Origin of the sequence: Pseudomonas sp. P7758, from assembly GCF_013386485.1 — a bacterium.
GTDB lineage: Bacteria > Pseudomonadota > Gammaproteobacteria > Pseudomonadales > Pseudomonadaceae > Aquipseudomonas.
Genome location: NZ_JACARS010000126.1, coordinates 12,949 through 30,393 on the forward strand (window position 1 = coordinate 12,949; position 17,445 = coordinate 30,393).

Below are 17,445 nucleotides of genomic sequence, written 5' to 3' on the forward strand. Positions count from 1 at the left end.
CAGTCAGTTGTAGGGCGTACTCGGGATCTGTGCATCGCGCAGGTTTTCATCGCCCAGGCTTTACCGGTTTCGAGTACGGCTTAGTTGCAAGACAGTTGTTTGACCCGAACAAAAATAAAATGAAGGGAAGGACGTACACCATGCAAACCCCTGCCAAGTTCACCACGCACATTGTATTGGCCGCGCTGGGCCTGATCGTTTACCACCAGGCCCAGGCCGCCCGTATCGAACCTGCCGGCAGCGCGTTTACTGCCCAGGGCCCCATCAGCTTTTCCAAAGGCGCGCTGATCAGCGCGGATTGCACCATCAAGGTCGCCGGCAAAGTGGCGGCGGATGGGTCGTCAGTAAATGTCGACAAAGTTGAGTTCGACGGCGGCCTCAAGTGCAGCCGGGTCGAAGCCATCAACTTGCCGTGGGTATTGGTGGCTAAAGATACCAGGAGCGGCTCGATGTCGAAGATCGCCGTGGATGTGCATGCCTTTGGTTTGGGCGGTAAGTGCGGGCCTTCTACTGCCGATGGAACCTGGGATAACGCCACCGGCAAGCTGGAAGCGTCGAATGTGCCTATCGGCGAAGACTGCAAGATCAAGACGGTGTCGATCAAGATGCCGCCGAGTTTCAAAGTTATTGAGTAACAGTGGGATGTTGTAGCGGTAATTGAATTGAAATTTGGCTGGAAAGGGAAGTTCTGCAGATTCACCGTGACCTCTCGATCATGGCCATTACCCCTGGCGAAATGACTCGCCATAACATGTGAGGAAAAATAATGAAAAGCTTGAAAACCCTCGTGTCTTTGACTGCTTTGACTGTTTGCATGGGTGCTGCTTCGATGGCCAGTGCGGCGTCTTTCAGCCCTATTGGTGCAAGCATCACCGCTAACGGCAGCATTACGGTCAAATCGCCGTCGTCGTTTCAGCAGCCAGTGACTTGCAACATTCTTTTCCAGGGTGTTGTTAACGCCGATGGTACTGCCAATATCAATAGCGCCACCGTATCGGGTTCCAACAGCCTGTGCGCATTGCCCAAGATGACTAACCTGCCATGGAAACTATCGGCTACCTCCGTTACTGCGGGTACCGTGACCAACGTTGGCTACACCATCGCAGGTGCACCGCCAATCATTCCTGCCACCAACTGCGGCCCGACCACTATTGCCGTGGGCCTGGCGTCAACTGCCAGCCCAGCTTCCAGCACGATCACTGCAACCAACCAGACGCTGACCGGCAGTTGCACCGTGGTGTCGCTGAGCCTCACCGCACCGGGTGCCGTGGTAATTCCTTGATAGGCGTACTCCGTAAAAAGGGTTGATCACCCCGATGGAAGGCAGGCGCCTCGCGAGAGGCGCTTGTTCAGGGATGGACAGCCAACGGATCGGCTGACAACACCGTTCATTGCGCTTGGTGAATACGTCACCAGACAGGTGGAAAAACATGGAAAGCTTGAAAACGTTCGTGGGTGCTACTGCTGTTGCAATGTGCATTTGTGCGGCTTCGATGGCCAACGCGGCGTCTTTCATTCCTGCCGACCAATCATTTACCACCGTTAACGGCACCCTGACGCTGAAGTCGCCGTCTTCGATGAGGACACCTGTAACGTGTAATATCCAGTTTGTTGGGCGGGTATCCCACGATGGTTCCACGGCAAGTCTGACCAGTGTTTATATCGCCGGCAGCAACGCCCTGTGTGCCATGTATCGTGTCAGTAACTTGCCATGGGTATTGAGTCCAACAGCCAGTGCTTTCGGCGCATTATCTAATGTCAGTTTCACTGTGGCGAGCCTTCCGCCAATCATTCCTGGTACTAACTGCGGTCCTGCAACTATTAGCGTTTCTCTCTTCAATAACACCGATGGCTTAAATCTTTATGCAATCAATCAGGTACTTCCCGGTAGCTGTGAAGTTGTGTCGATGCGCTTCGCAATGCCATACCTGATGATAAATCCTTGATAAACGAATTTTGATCGGCTTGCGCCTCAGGCGAGGTGTCTGGCCATGTAACTGATGCCGGCGGAGCCGGTGGATAACAATAAAAAGTCTGGGGACTAAGACAATGCAAAGCCTTACCACACGTATTTCTCTAACTGCGCTGCTGCTTGGCCTGGCATTCACATCCTCAATGACCCACGCGGCATCGTTTGCCCAGGCGGGCGCCGCATTTACTGCCACTGGCTCGATCTCTACCGCAGTAAAACTTTTGGTATGGACACCCGTCCCTTGCACTGTCGCGCTGACCGGAAAGGTCGCTTCCGACGGTTCAAGTGCGACCATCACCGGTGCCACTTTTACGGGCAACGCACTGTGCGGAGTTTCCGGGCCGCTTAATCTGCCGTGGACCCTCGTACCGACGAATGCCAGCACCGCAACACTTTCAGGTTTCGCCGAGAAGTTCTTCTCCGACACGTGCGCGTCTCCAAGTACGTTGACCACGCAATGGAGTGCTGCTGATAACACCTTTAGCCTCCTTAGCCCTCACACCGTAGGCGACAGCTGCCGAATCACGGCATTCAGTTTCAAGCCTTCGCCAGTCCTCACGATTAGTCCTTGAACTTGATCATCAGGTCAAAGGTTGAAATATGCCCCTGAACGGGCAAACGAAGCAGCAAGACGAGCCGGCTCGAGCAGGCTCAGTTTGATAACAATAAGGAGTGCCGCATGAATAATAAAAAACAACAGGTGCAGGCTGTATTGGGGCTCGCATTGCTGGGGGGGCTGATGATTACCGCTCCGGCGCAGGCAGGTGGTTTTGCTACCCCGACCTATGGCGCGCAGGGCTGGGGCCGTGCCTTTGGTGGTGGTTCGCTGTTCAAGGATGACCCTTCAGCTGCGTACAACAACCCGGCTGCCATGGCATTTATTGATCACACTATCGTGCAGCAAACCGTCGACTACGCCCGCGTCAATATCAAGTACAAGGGCAGTGCTTACGACTACAAGGGAGATCCGAGCAGTTCCAGCGTCATTGATCCGTTGACAGGTATACCTACCTCAACCCCGCGCACAGGCAACGGCGGCGAAGCAGGCTTCACCGCTTGGCTGCCTACCGGCTTTGCGGTGATTCCGCTCAATGACCGTTTTGCGCTCGGCTTTAGCGCTGTTGTCCCTCAAGGCATGAAAAGTACCTGGGACCCGGACTGGAAGGGTCGCGACTTCGCCGTCGACACCAAGATCGAAACGGTGGGTGTGACGGGCTCGCTGTCGTTCAAGGTCAACGACCAGTTCTCCATTGGTGGTGGCGCCATCGTGCAGCACAGTAGTGGCTTCGTCAGCCAGAACGTCGACCTGCTGGCAGCGGCGGCCTTGTCGCCAGGATTGGGCGGTGCACCCTTTCCTTCGGGGGTTGGGCATGCCTTGATGCGGGTCAAGGTAGATAACACCTCTGTCGGCTGGTTTGCCGGCGTGGTCTGGAAGCCAACGCTGCAGGATACTGTTGGCCTGAACTACCACGCCAAGATCAAGAACAAGCTGGAGGGTAACTACAATATCTATGCCGATGACGGCTCCAGAAGCCTGATGACCGATATCAACCCTGCTTTCGGCAAAACCCTGGTAGAGCAGGCGTACCCGGGCCTGCATCTGTACCCGGATGGCGCCAACGCCTCAACCCAGCTGGATATTCCGGCCAATGCCGCGATTGATTGGGTGCACGTGTTCAATGACCGCTTCACCCTGGGTGTCAGCGCCATGTGGACGCAATGGTCTTCGTTCAAGGACCTGACCCTGAAGTCCGACGGCAGCACCATCGTGTCGATTCCCTACAAGTACCGTGACGTCTGGATGCTGTCGGTGGGCGGTGACTACAAACTCACCGACGACTGGACCGTGCGTGCCGGTGTCGCCAATGACCAGACTCCAACCCGTAACTCCACACGTGACCCACGTATTCCTGACGGTGACCGCTGGTTTGCTTCCCTGGGGCTGAGCTACGCCGTAAGAGCTATTCCGGGGCTGACCCTGGACGGTGCGTACTCCCGGCAGTTTGTGGAAGAGGTCAAGTTGAAGACGCAGAACGTCGATCGTCTCGGCGGCGCACGCCTGGATGGCAAGGTCGACAGCAAAGGGGAGGTGGTCAGCTTATCAGCGACTTACGCGTTCTGATCGCGTGCAGTGAAGTGAATTGACTAGCCGATAAAGGAGGGCAGCAAGCGCATCTTGCTGCTCTTCCGGCATTTCTCACGTGCTCCCTTTGATCCATCAGGCTGACTTGCTCAGCCCTTGATTTTTTCGCCCAAGCATTAAATAAAAATTTCAAAACAAAATTTGAATTTATCTTTTCAAGTTTGTAGTGTGGCTTTACGTCACAGGTCATTCCGATCTGCCCGGGCGTTGGCCGTACCCTGAATTGAGTAGAGGTATCCCCATGGTTATCTGGTTATTGGCGGGACTCGCAGCAGCAATTGCCCTGGCGTATCGACAAGCCGCTGCCACCCTCTGGCTGGGTGCCGGCCTGGTCTGGCTGGCGGCCGGTTACCTGTTCAACGCAGTCGCCGGTTTCGGCGCCGGCGTCGTGGCGGTGCTGGTGGTGTTGCCCGCGCTGCTGCTGACGATCAAACCCCTGCGCCGCACCCTGTTGACCAGCAAGGCCCTGGGCCTTTTTCGCGGCATCATGCCGGCGATGTCCGACACCGAGCGTGCTGCCATCGAGTCCGGCACCGTGTGGTGGGACGCCGAGCTGTTCAGCGGCAAACCCCGCTGGGAACGCCTGCTGCAAGCCGCACCGGCCAGCCTCAGCGCTGAAGAACAGGCCTTCCTCGACAACGAAGTGGAGACCCTGTGCGACATGTCCAACGACTGGGAAACCACCCAGGTCTGGCAAGACATGTCCCCCGAAGGCTGGCAGTACACCAAGGATGCCGGCTTCCTCGGCATGATCATTCCCAAGCAATACGGCGGCAAAGGCTTCTCCCACTATGCGCATTCGCAAGTGGTGATGAAGCTCTCGACCCGCTGCTCGGCGGCGGCGATTTCAGTGATGGTGCCCAACTCCCTGGGCCCGGCCGAACTGCTGCTGCACTACGGCACCGACGCCCAGCGCAACTACTACCTGCCACGCCTGGCACGGGGCGAAGACATCCCGTGCTTCGCCCTGACCAGCCCGTATGCCGGCTCCGACGCCGGCGCGATTCCAGACCTGGGCATCGTCTGCAAGGGCATGCACGAAGGCGAGGAAGTACTGGGTTTCCGTGTGACCTGGGACAAGCGCTACATCACCCTCGGCCCAATCGCCACCGTGCTCGGCCTGGCCTTCCGCGCCGAAGACCCGGACGGTCTGCTCGGCCAGCCGGGTTCCCTGGGCATCACCTGCGCGTTGATCCCCACCACCCATCCGGGGGTGAACAGCGGCCGGCGTCACTGGCCACTCAACGCGGTATTCCAGAACGGCCCGACCACCGGCAAGGATGTGTTTATCCCGCTGGAATGGGTGATCGGCGGCCGCGAGCAAGTCGGCAACGGCTGGCGCATGCTGATGGAATGCCTGGCGGCTGGCCGGGCGATTTCCCTGCCGTCGGCCAACGTCGGCCTGGGCAAGGTGGCTGTGCGCGGCACCACCGCTTATGCGGCGATGCGCAAGCAATTCGGCCTGCCCATCGGCAAGTTCGAAGGCGTGCAGGCGCCCCTGGCGCGCATGGCCGGGCATTTGTATGCCTGCGACGCGGTGCGCAAGGTCTCGGTAGCGTCATTGGATGCCGGTGAAAAACCCTCGGTGATCTCGGCCATCGCCAAGTATCACGTTACCGAGCGGGCACGCATCATCGTCAACGACGGCATGGACATCGTGGCCGGCAAGGGCATCTGCATGGGGCCCAACAACTTCCTCGCCCGGGCCTACCAGCAAAGCCCCATCGCCATCACGGTGGAGGGCGCGAACATCATGACTCGCTGCCTGATCATCTACGGCCAGGGCCTGATCCGCTGCCATCCGTATGTGTTCCGCGAGATGGAAGCGGCGCGCAATACGGACCGGCGCAAGGCCCTGGTGGACTTCGACAGCGCAATGTTCGGTCACCTGAGCTTCGTGCTGGCCAATACCGTGCGTGCCGCAGTGTATTCGCTGACGGGCGGACGGCTGATTTCCGTGCCGGGCAAGACCGATCCGGCGCTGGCGTCCTACTACCGCCAGGCCAATCGGCTGTCGGTGGTGTTGGCGTTGATCTCGGACATTTCCATGGGCGTGCTGGGCGGTGCCCTCAAGCGCAAGGAAAGCATCACCGGGCGGCTGGGGGACATTCTGTCCCAGCTGTACATCCTATCCTGCGTGCTCAAGCGTTTTGAGGATGATGGCCGGCCACAGGCAGATTTGCCGCTGGTGCATTGGGCGGCCCAGGACGCGTTGCTGCGCGCCCATGAGGCCCTGGCCGAAGTGCTCGACAACTACCCGTCGAAAGCCGCGGCGGCGGTGGTGCGTGGCTTGACGTTCCCGTTCGGTATTCCACAGCGCAAACCGTCGGATCGCCTGTTGGCCCAAGTGGCGGAGCTGGTGCAGGTGCCGGGGGAAACCCGCGACCGCTTGCTGGGCAATTCCTACATTCCTCGGCCGGAAATCGACAAGCTGGCTTACGGCGAGCTGGCCTTGCGCCTGTTGCCGCAAGTGGAGCTGATCGAGGCGCGGCTCAAGGGGGCGATTAAGCAAGGCCTGATCGAGCCAATGCCGATTTCCAGTGCGGCGTTTACTCCGTGGCGAGTCAAGGCGCGGGCGCTGGACCTGATCAGCGAGGAAGACGACAGCTTGCTCGCGCGCTATGTGGAATATGGCGATCACGCGATCCAGGTGGACGACTTCCCGCAGGACTTCGGTTTGCTGGAAGCCTTGCAACAGCGCCAGCAGGCGCTGGAACAGGCCGCCAAACCGAGCGCAAGACGCCGCGCCAACCAAGGCGAAAACGCGCCGGTCAACTGACTGGAACTGGAGGAACACGACCCCTGTAGGAGCTGGCTTGCCTGCGATAGCGTTGGTTCAGTGCCAGATGTGTTGGCTGACACACCGCAATCGCAGGCAAGCCAGCTCCTACAAGGATCGGGTTTCCATGGCAACACCGTGTTTGTGAGTGAATTTATCCATGAGTGACAGCTACCTCTCTTTCGTCAATTCCCCCTGGGGAGCCTGGTTGGCCCGCACTGCCGGGCTGCCCCAACCCCTGGCATTGCAACGTCACCGCAGCGGCCAGCAAGGCCTGGCCAACCCGGTAATCGTCGCGGGGGTAGGGCGCCTGGGGGCGCAAATCCAGCGCATCTTCACCGCCACCGATACAGTGACCGCCACCGCTGCGACCCTCAAGGCACCCTCCACGGTCAAGGTCCAGGGCGCGGTGTTCGACGCCAGCGACATTGCCGACCTCAAGCAGTTGGACGAGCTCTACGAATTCTTCCACGCCAACGCCAGGCGCCTTGGGCAGCACGCCCGGGTGGTGGTGCTCGGCACCGCGCCGGAGTTGTGCAAGGACCTGCCCCAGGCCATTGCCCAGCGTGCCCTTGAGGGCCTGGTGCGTTCGTTGGCCAAGGAGTTGCGCCGGGCGATCACCGTGCAGTTGATCTACGTCGCACCGGGTGCCGAGGACGGGCTGGAAAGCAGCCTGCGGTTCTTCCTGTCGCGGCGCTCGGCCTATGTCTCGGGGCAGGTGGTGCGCCTCGAAAAACCCGTCGATAGCCCAACCGAAATCAACTGGGACAAACCCCTCGGCGGCCGCCGTGCCCTGGTCACCGGCGCCTCCCGTGGCATCGGCCTGGCAATCGCCCAGGTGCTGGCCCGCGATGGAGCCCATGTGGTCTGCGTGGATGTGCCCCAGGCCCAGGATTCGCTGCAACAGGCGGCCGGCAGTGTCGCAGGCACCGCACTGGCACTGGACATCACCGCCACCGATGCCGCGCAGCAGTTGCACGCCCATGTCAGCCAACACGGTGCATTCGACGTGGTGGTGCACAACGCCGGGATTACCCGCGACAAGACCATCGCCAAGATGACTGAGACCGCGTGGCGCAGCGTACTGGCGGTCAACCTGGAAGCACCGTTGCACCTGAGCACGGCGCTGCTGGAAAGCCAGGGCCTGAATCCGGGCGGGCGGATCGTGTGTGTCTCATCGATTTCCGGTATCGCCGGCAACCTCGGGCAAAGCAACTACGCCACCTCCAAGGCCGGGGTGATCGGCCTGGTACAAGGCCTGGCCCCGCAGGCGGCGGCGCAGCAAGTGACGGTGAATGCCGTGGCACCGGGCTTTATCGAAACCCAGATGACCGCGAAGATCCCGCTGATGATTCGCGAAGCGGGGCGGCGGATGAACTCGATGTCCCAGGGCGGGCAACCCATCGACGTGGCAGAAACCATCGCCTGGCTGGCGCATCCGGCATCCGGCGGGGTCAATGGCCAGGTGGTGCGGGTCTGCGGCCAAAGCCTGTTGGGAGCCTGAGCATGGACTATGTGACGCAGATTATTGAGCCGCCGCCCTCGCGCTCGCGGCTGTTGCTGGACGGGGTATTGGGGCTGCGCAAACCGAAGCTGGAAGGCGAGCCGACGTTGCCGAAAGAACGCCTGGTGCGTTCGGCCGTCGAGCTGTCTGCCCAAGGGATCGCGGCTTACGGTCGGGCCTGTGGTTTCCGCCATGAGCAAGGCGTGCCGCTGTCCTATCCCCATGTGCTGGCGTTCCCCTTGCACCTGATGCTGCTGACCCGCCCGAGTTTCCCGTACCCGGCCAGCGGCATGGTGCATTTGGCCAATCGCATCCGCCAGCATCGACGGCTGGAGGCGGGCCAGGCCTTGCGCCTGGAGGTGTATTGCGAACGCTGGGTCGCCCATCCGAAAGGCCAGGCGCTGAGCATCGCCACCCGTGGCTACAGCGCGGGCGCCCTGGTGTGGGAGAGCGACAGCCTGTACCTGCGCCGTGACGTAAACGCGCCGGTTGGCGAGCCGTGGGACGACGCGTTGCCCTTGCAGGAAGAAGGTTTGCTGCGCACTCAACGCTGGGTGCTGCCGGCGGATCTGGGGCGGCGTTTCGCCAGGGTCTCGGGGGATTTCAACCCCATTCATACCTCGGTGATCGGCGCCCGATTGTTCGGATTTCGCCGGGCCATCGCCCACGGCATGTGGACCCTGGGCCGCGCCCTGGCCGCCCAGCAACCCCCCGGCGGACTGGACCAGGCCGAGGCCCATTGCGACTTCAAGCTGCCGATCTTCCTGCCTGGCCAGGTGGCGCTGTGGAACGTTCCGCCAACCGGCCCGCGCCGTGAGTTTGAAGTGCGTAATTTCGCCGGTGACAAACCCCATATGCGTGGGCTGTTTATCTGGAATGAGACCGATCGATGAGTGACTACAGTTTCAACCCGGCCCCGACGCGCCGCGTGGCGATTATCGGCGGCAACCGTATCCCGTTCGCCCGCTCCAACACCGTGTACGCCCATGACAGCAACCAGGATCTGCTGGTCGCCGCCCTGCAAGGCCTGGTGGACCGCTACAACCTTCACGGCCTGCGCCTGGGCGAGTTTGCCGCGGGTGCGGTGATCAAGCATTCCCGGGATTTCAACCTGGCCCGGGAAAGCCTGCTGTCTACCACACTGTCTCCCGAAACCCCGGCTTACGACCTGCAACAAGCCTGCGGCACCGGCCTGGAAGCGGCGTTGCTGGTGGCGAACAAGATCGCCCTTGGGCAGATCGAAGTGGGCGTTGCCGGTGGTTCCGACACCACCTCCGACGCGCCCATCGGCATCAACGAGTCCCTGCGCCGCACCTTGCTTTCAGCCAACCGCGCCAAGGGCACCGGCGCCAGGTTGAAGGCCTTGGTGGGGGTGCGCCCGTCGATGTTTTTCAAGCCGCTGCTGCCGCGCAATGGCGAGCCGCGCACCGGCTTGTCCATGGGTGAACACTGCGAGGAAATGGCCAAGCGCTGGCAGATCAAGCGCCTGGCCCAGGACGAGTTGACCCTCACCAGCCACCAGCGGCTGGATGCGGCGTACAAGCAGGGTTTCTTCGATGATTTGATCAGCCCGTATCGCGGCCTGGCCCGGGACAACAACCTGCGGGCCGACGCCAGCCTGGAGAAACTTGCCGGCTTGTCCCCGGCCTACGACCGCCAGAACGGCACGCTCACCGCCGGCAACTCCACGCCCCTGACTGACGGCGCGTCGGTGGTGCTGCTGGCCAGCGAGGAATGGGCCGCCGAACGCGGCTTGCCCGTATTGGCGTACCTGCGAACCGGTGAAACCGCTGCGGTGAATTTCGTCGACGGCACCGAAGGCCTGCTGATGGCGCCGGCCTACGCCGTGCCACGCATGCTCAAGCGCGAGGGCCTGACGTTCGCCGACTTCGATCTGTTCGAGATCCACGAAGCCTTCGCCGCCCAGGTGCTGTGCACCCTCAAGGCCTGGGAAGATCCGGATTACTGCCGCGACCGCCTGGGTCTCGACGCGCCGCTGGGCAGCATCGACCGCAGCAAAATGAACGTCAACGGCGGCTCCCTCGGCTGCGGCCACCCCTTCGCCGCCACCGGTGGCCGGCAACTCGCGGCACTGGCCAAGGCGATCCACCAGCGTGGCGGCGGCCGCGGCCTGATTTCGATCTGCGCGGCGGGTGGGTTGGGCATTACCGCTATCGTCGAAAAGTAGTTCCCACCATAAAAACAACAAGGAGACTGCCATGAACGCTGTAAGCCTGGAACAGACCGAACGCCTCTGGTTGAACGCTTACCTGCCCGGCGTACCGGCAGACATCGACGCCGGCATCGAGGATTACCCGTCGTTGCGCGAGGTGTTCCTGGAGCACCTGCACAAATTCCGCGACCGCGTGGCCTACGTCAGCATCGGCACCGAAATGACCTACGCCGACTGGGAGGTGCAGGGCATCGCCTTTGCTGCGTGGCTGCAAGCCCAGGGTGTGAAGAAGGGCGACCGGGTGGCGTTGATGATGCCCAACTGCTTGCAGTACCCGATCTGCCTGCTGGGCACGATTCTCGCGGGTGCGGTGGTGGTCAACGTCAACCCGCTGTACACCGCCCGGGAGCTGCAGCATTTGCTCAAGGACAGTGGCGCAGAGACCCTGGTGATCTTCGAAAACTTCGCCCACACCCTGGAGAAGGTGGTGGCCGCCAGTACCGTCAAACGTGTGGTGATCGCGGCCATCGGTGACCTGCTCGGCACCTTCAAGGGCGCGGCGATGAACTTCATCCTGCGCAGCGTGCAGAAGCAGGTGCCGCGTTTCAACCTGCCGGGGGCCGTGCGTTTCAACCAGGTGTTGAAACAGGGACGCGGGCAAACCCATCTCGCCGTGCCGATGAACCGCGAAGACCTGGCCTTCCTGCAATACACCGGCGGCACTACCGGCGATGCCAAGGGCGTCATGCTCAGCCACCGCAACATCATCGCCAACCTGTTGCAGGCCAAGGCGTGGGTCGGTGATCAGCTTGATCAGAACCAGCAGGAAACCAACGTCACCCTGCTGCCGCTGTACCACATCTTTTCCCTGACGGTGAACTGCCTGATGTTCATGTGCCTGGGCGGGCGCAACATCCTGATCGCCAACCCACGGGATGTGAAGCGGGTGCAGATGATCCTGCGCAAGGAGCGTTTCAACGGGATTGCCGGGGTGAATACGCTGTTCAACGGCCTGCTGGAAAACAAGGAATTCTGCGCCCGGGATTTTTCCGATTTGCGCATGGTGATCGCCGGCGGCATGGCCACCCATACCGCTGTGGCCAAGCGCTGGAAGGAAGTCACCGGCTTGCCGATCATCGAAGGCTACGGCCTCACTGAATGTTCGCCGGTGGTGAGCATCAGCCCCATCGACATCTCACGCATGCGCGAGATGGAATTCACTGGCAGCATCGGTGTGCCGTTGCCGTCGACCTGGGTGCGGTTCATTCGTGAGGACGGTGAGTTGGCGGAACTGGGCGAGCAGGGCGAACTGCAAGTACGCGGCCCGCAGGTGATGCAGGGTTACTGGAAACGCCCGGCGGAAACCGCCGAGGTGCTGGATGCCGAAGGGTGGCTGTCTACCGGGGACATCGGGGTGATGAATGAGCAGGGCTTCATCCGCCTGGTGGACCGCAAGAAAGACATGATCCTGGTGTCCGGGTTCAACGTGTACCCCAACGAGATCGAAGACGTGGTGGCGTTGCATCCGGGCGTGGCGGAAGTGGCGGCGATCGGGGTTGAGGATGGGGTGACCGGCGAGCGGGTCAAAATCATCGTGGTGCGCAAGGACCCAAGCTTGACCCAGGAGCAGATTCTGGCGCATTGCCGGGAATATTTGACGGGGTACAAGGTGCCGCGGTTTGTCGAGTTTCGTACTGAAGAGTTGCCCAAGACGACGGTGGGCAAGGTGTTGCGCCGGGCACTGCGCTAAGCCTGAGTGAACGCGGTCAAAAATGTGGGAGCGGGCTTGCTCGCGAATGCGGCGGAACAGTCGATGGAGATGTTGACTAACAGACCGCATTCGCGAGCAAGCCCGCTCCCACATTTGATCTTTGGTGGCTGAACGGTCGCAGTCAGTCGTCGAACCCCACCTGCTCATGAATCTCATCGACCTTCAATTCCAGCCGATACGCCACGGCAATAAACAACGCCTGGCACAGGCACAGCGTCGCACTCAGTGATCTGAACGCAAACGACGAGCCTTCATTCACCAGCAACACCGTGCTCGCCCGCTTGGCCAGGGGCGACAGGTTGCTGTCGGTAATGATCAGGGTCTTGGCCTGATGGTGCTGGGCAATCCGCAGGCAGTGCTGGGTTTCCTTGCCGTAGGGCGTAAAGCTGATGGCAATCACCAGGTCGTTGGCCCGCACACTGCGCATCTGCTCGCGATAGCTGCCGCCCAACCCCGAGACCAGATGGATGCGCTTGTTGGTGTGCTGCAGGTTGTACACCAGGTAGTCCGCCACGGCGAACGAGCGGCGCACGCCCACCACGTAGATATTGTCGGCATTCACCACCAGGTCCACGGCCTTGTCGAAGGCTGCGTCATCCAGTTCCAGCCCCAGGCGCTCGATCCCGGAGAGGGTGGCATTCACGCACTCACGCGCCAGGTCGCCGCCGCTGGCTTTCTGCGACTTGTTGGCGATCATGCTGCGGATGCGTTGCTGGTAGTTCTGCACCGGCGTGGTCTTGTGGGTGTAGGCCTCGCGGAACAGCGCCTGCATTTCACTGAAACCACTGAACCCGAAACGCTGGGAAAACCGCACGATGGCCGACGGGTGCACTTCGCATTCACGGGCGATGTCGCTGATGCGGTCGACCATGATCCGGTCGCTCTGCTGGCTCATGTAGCTGGCGATGCGCTTGAGCTGGCGCGGCAGGCTCTCGTATTCATCGGTGATCAGCTGCAACAACCGCTCGGCGTTCAGCGGCGGGCTGGCGAGTGCGTCTTCCGGGGCGCTCTGGGACATAGGGAATCCTTCTGGCTTGTTCTTATAGGGCGCGTCGAGGCGCCCCTGACAATAAGTCGATGTGCGCAAGTCTACAGGGTAGGCGCAAAAAAATACCTCGGCATCCCGCCCCACGGTGCAGCTGAAACGATGCACTGCGGCTGGAACATACCGATGATGGCGTATTGGAAAATATATTCCACAAAAAATATTTATAGAATAAATATTGATTGGCGTCACCAGACGTTCTAGTCTGCTTGCACCAAGAGCGTATGCCGCCACCGCGACGGCACACGCAGGCTGATAAAAATAACAGGAGCCAGCATGGGCCAGACTCGTTTTGCCAGTGGGCGTCAATTGGATCTGATTTGCCTGGGACGCCTGGGCGTCGACCTTTACGCACAACAAGTGGGTGCACGGCTGGAGGATGTCTCGAGCTTCGCCAAGTACCTCGGCGGTTCCTCCGCCAACATCGCGTTCGGCACCGCGCGGCTGGGGCTCAAGTCGGCGATGTTGAGCCGGGTAGGGGACGACCACATGGGGCGTTTCCTGCTGGAGTCCCTGGCCCGCGAAGGCTGTGACGTCAGCGGCATCAAGGTCGACCCGGAACGCCTCACCGCCCTGGTGCTGCTGGGCCTCAAGGACCGCGAAACCTTCCCGCTGGTGTTCTACCGCGAGAACTGCGCCGACATGGCCCTGCGCGCCGAAGACATCAGTGAAGCGTTCATTGCTTCCAGCAAGGCGCTGCTGATCACCGGTACCCACTTCTCCACCGACGGCGTGTACAAGGCCAGCATCCAGGCCCTGGACTACGCCGAGAAGCACAACGTCAAACGCGTGCTCGACATCGACTACCGCCCGGTGCTCTGGGGCCTGGCCGGCAAGGCCGATGGCGAAACCCGGTTTGTGGCCGACCAGAATGTCAGCCAGCACGTGCAGAAAATCCTCCCGCGTTTTGACCTGATCGTCGGCACCGAAGAAGAATTCCTGATTGCCGGTGGCAGTGAAGATTTGCTCACGGCATTGCGCACGGTGCGTGGCCTGACCTCGGCCACCCTGGTGGTCAAGCTTGGCCCCCAGGGCTGCACGGTGATCCACGGCGATATCCCGGCCCGCCTTGAAGACGGCGCGATCTACCCCGGGGTACGGGTGGAAGTACTCAACGTGCTGGGCGCCGGCGATGCCTTCATGTCCGGCTTCCTCAGCGGCTGGCTTGAAGACGCCAGCGACGAGCGCTGCAGCCAGTTGGCGAATGCCTGCGGCGGCCTGGTGGTGTCGCGCCATGCCTGCGCGCCGGCCATGCCGACCCGCGCCGAACTCGATTACCTGTTCAACAGCCCGGTGCCGATTACCCGCCCGGACCAGGACGCGGTGCTGCAACGCCTGCACCAGGTCAGCGTGCCGCGCAAGGTCTGGAAGCAGCTGTTTGTATTTGCCTTCGACCACCGCTGGCAGTTGGTGGAACTGGCACAAAAGGGCGGCCAGGACCCGGCGCGCATCAGCGCCCTGAAGCAACTGTTCATCCAGGCCGTGGAACGGGTTGAAAGCAAACTGGCGGAGCAGGGCGTCGAGGCTGACGTCGGGATTCTGGCCGACCAACGCTTCGGCCAGGACGCGCTGAACGCCGCCAGCGGTCGCGGCTGGTGGATCGCCCGCCCGGTGGAAGTCCAGAACTCACGGCCGCTGGCCTTTGAACACGGGCGCTCGGTGGGCAGCAACCTGATTGCCTGGCCCCGGGAGCAGATCATCAAGTGCCTGGTGCAATTTCACCCCGATGACGAGCCATTGCTGCGCCTGGAACAGGAAGCGCAACTCAAGGCCCTGTATCAGGCGTCCCTGGTCAGCGGCCATGAGCTGCTGCTGGAAGTCGTGCCCCCCAAGGATCACCCGTCCACCTATCCCGACGTGCTCTATCGCAGCCTCAAGCGCCTGTACAACCTGGGCATCTACCCGGCGTGGTGGAAGATCGAGGCGCAGTCGGCCGCAGACTGGAAAAAGCTCGACGAGCTGATCCAGGAGCGCGATCCCTACTGCCGGGGCGTGGTGCTGCTGGGCCTGAACGCTTCCGCCGAATGCCTGGCCGATGGCTTCCAGCAAGCCAGCCAAAGCCAGACCTGCCGCGGGTTCGCCGTGGGTCGCACGATCTTCCAGGAGCCAAGCCGTGCCTGGCTGGCGGGGGAGATTGACGATCAAGCCTTGATTGAGCAGGTGCAGTGCATCTTTGAGCAGTTGATTAATGCTTGGCGCAGATCTCGAAGTTAAACACGGTCAAATGTGGGAGCGGGCTTGCTCGCGAAAGCGGAGTGTCAGTCGACTGATACACCAACTGAACCACCGCCTTCGCGAGCAAGCCCGCTCCCACATAAAGCAGATCTCAGGCAACTCTGAAAAAACAATAATAGGTGCAGCCATGCCCGCTATCCGAATTGGCATCAACCCGATCTCCTGGAGCAACGACGACCTGCCGGCCCTGGGCGGTGAAACGCCGTTGAGCACGGCCCTCAGCGAAGGCAAGGACATCGGCTACGAAGGCTTTGAACTCAACGGCAAATTCCCCAAGGACGCCAAAGGTGTCGGCGATGTATTGCGCCCCTACGACCTGGCACTGGTCTCCGGCTGGTACTCCAGTCGCCTGGCCCGGCGCTCGGTGGCGGAAGAAATCGAAGCCATCGCCAACCACGTCGAACTGCTGCGTGAAAACGGCGCCAACGTGTTGGTGTATGGAGAAGTCGCCGATTCGATCCAGGGTTCGCCGGTGCGCCTGATCGAACGCCCGCGTTTTCACAGCGAACAGGCCTGGCAGGAATACGCCGACAAACTCACCGAACTGGCGCGTTTCACCCTGTCCCAGGGCGTGCGCCTGGCCTACCACCACCATATGGGTGCCTACGTCGAATCCCCGGAAGACATCGACCAACTGATGCGCCGCACCGGCCCGGAAGTCGGCCTGCTGTTTGATTCGGGCCACTGCTACATGGGCGGCGGCGAGCCTATCGAGGTGCTGCGCAAACACATCGCCCGCATCTGCCACGTGCACTTCAAGGATGTGCGCAAGCCGGTGGTGCAACTGGCGCGCAACCAGATGTGGAGCTTCCCGGATTGCATCGTCAACGGCACCTTCACCGTGCCCGGCGACGGCGATATCGACTTCGCCGCGCTGCTGGACGTGCTGCTGGCTGCCAATTACCAGGGTTGGCTGGTAGTGGAGGCCGAGCAGGATCCTGCCGTGGCGCCGAGCTACATCTATGCGAAGAAGGGTTACGACACCCTGCGCGCACTGTTGAGCGAGAGGACTGGACAATGAGCCTGTTGGTTAAAAGCAGCAAACGCGGGCAAACCATGGTGGCGCTGGAAGAAGGGCGCCTGGAATACGTGGGCTTCGCCGCCTACCGCCTGAGCCTGGGTGAAACCTTGCCAGTCACCGCCGGCGACAAGGAACTGTGCCTGGTGCTGCTCAGCGGCCGGGTGACGATTCAGGGCGAAGGCTTCAACTGGGAAAACCTCGGTGATCGCCACTCCGTCTTCGAAGACAAATCCCCCTACGCCGCCTACCTGCCACCGGGCACCGACGCCCAGGTCACCGCGTTGAGCGACGTACAAATCGCTGTCTGCGCCGCTCCCGGCTCAACCGATGCCGGCCTGGCCCCCCGCCTGATTCGCCCCGAGCAATGCAAGCGCAGCGTACGCGGCAAGGGCGCCAACACCCGCTATGTGTGCGACATCCTGCCCGACAGCGAGCCTGCCCATTCGCTGCTGGTGGTGGAAGTGCGCACGCCGTCCGGTCACTCGTCGAGCTACCCGCCCCACAAGCACGACACCGACGATCTGCCGCACCAGAGCTTTCTCGAAGAAACCTACTACCACCAGATCAACCCGCCCCAGGGCTTTGTGTTCCAGCGGGTCTACACCGACGACCGCAGCATCGACCAGGCCATGGCCGTGGAAAACAGCGACCTGGTGGTGGTGCCCAAGGGGTATCACCCCGTCAGCGTGCCGTATGGCTACGAGTCCTACTACCTGAACGTGATGGCCGGCCCCAAGCGCGCCTGGCATTTCCATAACGACCCGCAGCACAGCTGGCTGCTGGATCTTTAAGCACTTTCGAC

General features: G+C 61.3%; 14 protein-coding genes. 13 read left to right on the forward strand and 1 reads right to left on the reverse strand.

What is annotated here, in order from left to right:
• Window positions 1-140: 140 nt before the first annotated feature.
• From praA to HX873_RS24670, 10 genes are all read left to right on the forward strand, one after another.
• On the forward strand, window positions 141-635 hold the full coding sequence (gene praA / locus HX873_RS24625) for an alkane oxidation protein activator PraA (protein WP_102369300.1): 495 nt from the start codon (window positions 141-143) through the stop codon (window positions 633-635).
• Window positions 636-766: 131 nt separating this feature from the next.
• The gene (gene praB, locus HX873_RS24630) at window positions 767-1,282 is read left to right on the forward strand and encodes an alkane oxidation protein activator PraB (protein ID WP_008437145.1); all 516 of its coding nucleotides are present in this window, start codon (window positions 767-769) and stop codon (window positions 1,280-1,282) included.
• A gap of 148 nt (window positions 1,283-1,430) precedes the next feature.
• Window positions 1,431-1,946 (forward strand): alkane oxidation protein activator PraB, encoded by a 516-nt coding sequence (gene praB, locus HX873_RS24635; RefSeq protein ID WP_087694131.1) that lies wholly within the window; start codon window positions 1,431-1,433, stop codon window positions 1,944-1,946.
• A 103-nt stretch (window positions 1,947-2,049) separates the two neighbouring features.
• Window positions 2,050-2,544: a protein activator gene (locus tag HX873_RS24640; protein ID WP_146013732.1), complete on the forward strand. Its 495-nt coding sequence runs from the start codon at window positions 2,050-2,052 to the stop codon at window positions 2,542-2,544.
• Window positions 2,545-2,651: 107 nt separating this feature from the next.
• The gene (locus tag HX873_RS24645; protein ID WP_008437147.1) at window positions 2,652-4,094 is read left to right on the forward strand and encodes an outer membrane protein transport protein; all 1,443 of its coding nucleotides are present in this window, start codon (window positions 2,652-2,654) and stop codon (window positions 4,092-4,094) included.
• 262 nt (window positions 4,095-4,356) lie between these two features.
• Window positions 4,357-6,894, forward strand: a complete 2,538-nt coding sequence (locus tag HX873_RS24650) for an acyl-CoA dehydrogenase (RefSeq protein WP_008437148.1) — start codon at window positions 4,357-4,359, stop codon at window positions 6,892-6,894.
• A gap of 160 nt (window positions 6,895-7,054) precedes the next feature.
• The gene (locus tag HX873_RS24655; RefSeq protein WP_177028331.1) at window positions 7,055-8,398 is read left to right on the forward strand and encodes a 3-oxoacyl-ACP reductase; all 1,344 of its coding nucleotides are present in this window, start codon (window positions 7,055-7,057) and stop codon (window positions 8,396-8,398) included.
• Window positions 8,399-8,400: 2 nt separating this feature from the next.
• Window positions 8,401-9,291, forward strand: coding sequence for a MaoC/PaaZ C-terminal domain-containing protein (locus HX873_RS24660; RefSeq protein ID WP_177123337.1), 891 nt, complete (start codon window positions 8,401-8,403; stop codon window positions 9,289-9,291).
• Window positions 9,288-10,586, forward strand: coding sequence for an acetyl-CoA C-acetyltransferase (locus tag HX873_RS24665; protein WP_177123338.1), 1,299 nt, complete (start codon window positions 9,288-9,290; stop codon window positions 10,584-10,586). The genes HX873_RS24660 and HX873_RS24665 overlap by 4 nt, the downstream gene beginning before the upstream one ends.
• Before the next feature lie 31 nt (window positions 10,587-10,617).
• The gene (locus tag HX873_RS24670; protein ID WP_003214676.1) at window positions 10,618-12,321 is read left to right on the forward strand and encodes an AMP-binding protein; all 1,704 of its coding nucleotides are present in this window, start codon (window positions 10,618-10,620) and stop codon (window positions 12,319-12,321) included.
• 142 nt (window positions 12,322-12,463) lie between these two features.
• Here the strand turns inward: HX873_RS24670 and HX873_RS24675 are convergent, their stop codons facing one another.
• Window positions 12,464-13,360, reverse strand: a complete 897-nt coding sequence (locus tag HX873_RS24675) for a MurR/RpiR family transcriptional regulator (RefSeq protein WP_003214679.1) — start codon at window positions 13,358-13,360, stop codon at window positions 12,464-12,466.
• A gap of 303 nt (window positions 13,361-13,663) precedes the next feature.
• On the opposite strand from HX873_RS24675, the gene iolC reads away from it, so the two are divergent.
• The 3 genes from iolC (at window position 13,664) to iolB (ending at window position 17,434) form a co-directional block, all read left to right on the forward strand.
• The gene (gene iolC, locus HX873_RS24680; protein ID WP_008437153.1) at window positions 13,664-15,601 is read left to right on the forward strand and encodes a 5-dehydro-2-deoxygluconokinase; all 1,938 of its coding nucleotides are present in this window, start codon (window positions 13,664-13,666) and stop codon (window positions 15,599-15,601) included.
• A 148-nt stretch (window positions 15,602-15,749) separates the two neighbouring features.
• Window positions 15,750-16,643, forward strand: coding sequence for a myo-inosose-2 dehydratase (gene iolE, locus HX873_RS24685; protein WP_177123339.1), 894 nt, complete (start codon window positions 15,750-15,752; stop codon window positions 16,641-16,643).
• On the forward strand, window positions 16,640-17,434 hold the full coding sequence (gene iolB, locus HX873_RS24690; protein ID WP_177123340.1) for a 5-deoxy-glucuronate isomerase: 795 nt from the start codon (window positions 16,640-16,642) through the stop codon (window positions 17,432-17,434). Before iolE ends, iolB begins: the two co-directional genes overlap by 4 nt.
• Window positions 17,435-17,445 lie beyond the last annotated feature (11 nt).

What these genes read in the sequence shown, in the direction of transcription:
- praA (WP_102369300.1), top strand. Translation starts at nt 141, where the DNA reads ATGCAAACCCCTGCCAAGTTCACCACGCACATTGTATTGGCCGCGCTG.
- praB (WP_008437145.1), top strand. Translation starts at nt 767, where the DNA reads ATGAAAAGCTTGAAAACCCTCGTGTCTTTGACTGCTTTGACTGTTTGC.
- praB (WP_087694131.1), top strand. Translation starts at nt 1,431, where the DNA reads ATGGAAAGCTTGAAAACGTTCGTGGGTGCTACTGCTGTTGCAATGTGC.
- HX873_RS24640 (WP_146013732.1), top strand. Translation starts at nt 2,050, where the DNA reads ATGCAAAGCCTTACCACACGTATTTCTCTAACTGCGCTGCTGCTTGGC.
- HX873_RS24645 (WP_008437147.1), top strand. Translation starts at nt 2,652, where the DNA reads ATGAATAATAAAAAACAACAGGTGCAGGCTGTATTGGGGCTCGCATTG.
- HX873_RS24650 (WP_008437148.1), top strand. Translation starts at nt 4,357, where the DNA reads ATGGTTATCTGGTTATTGGCGGGACTCGCAGCAGCAATTGCCCTGGCG.
- HX873_RS24655 (WP_177028331.1), top strand. Translation starts at nt 7,055, where the DNA reads ATGAGTGACAGCTACCTCTCTTTCGTCAATTCCCCCTGGGGAGCCTGG.
- HX873_RS24660 (WP_177123337.1), top strand. Translation starts at nt 8,401, where the DNA reads ATGGACTATGTGACGCAGATTATTGAGCCGCCGCCCTCGCGCTCGCGG.
- HX873_RS24665 (WP_177123338.1), top strand. Translation starts at nt 9,288, where the DNA reads ATGAGTGACTACAGTTTCAACCCGGCCCCGACGCGCCGCGTGGCGATT.
- HX873_RS24670 (WP_003214676.1), top strand. Translation starts at nt 10,618, where the DNA reads ATGAACGCTGTAAGCCTGGAACAGACCGAACGCCTCTGGTTGAACGCT.
- HX873_RS24675 (WP_003214679.1), bottom strand. Translation starts at nt 13,360, where the DNA reads ATGTCCCAGAGCGCCCCGGAAGACGCACTCGCCAGCCCGCCGCTGAAC.
- iolC (WP_008437153.1), top strand. Translation starts at nt 13,664, where the DNA reads ATGGGCCAGACTCGTTTTGCCAGTGGGCGTCAATTGGATCTGATTTGC.
- iolE (WP_177123339.1), top strand. Translation starts at nt 15,750, where the DNA reads ATGCCCGCTATCCGAATTGGCATCAACCCGATCTCCTGGAGCAACGAC.
- iolB (WP_177123340.1), top strand. Translation starts at nt 16,640, where the DNA reads ATGAGCCTGTTGGTTAAAAGCAGCAAACGCGGGCAAACCATGGTGGCG.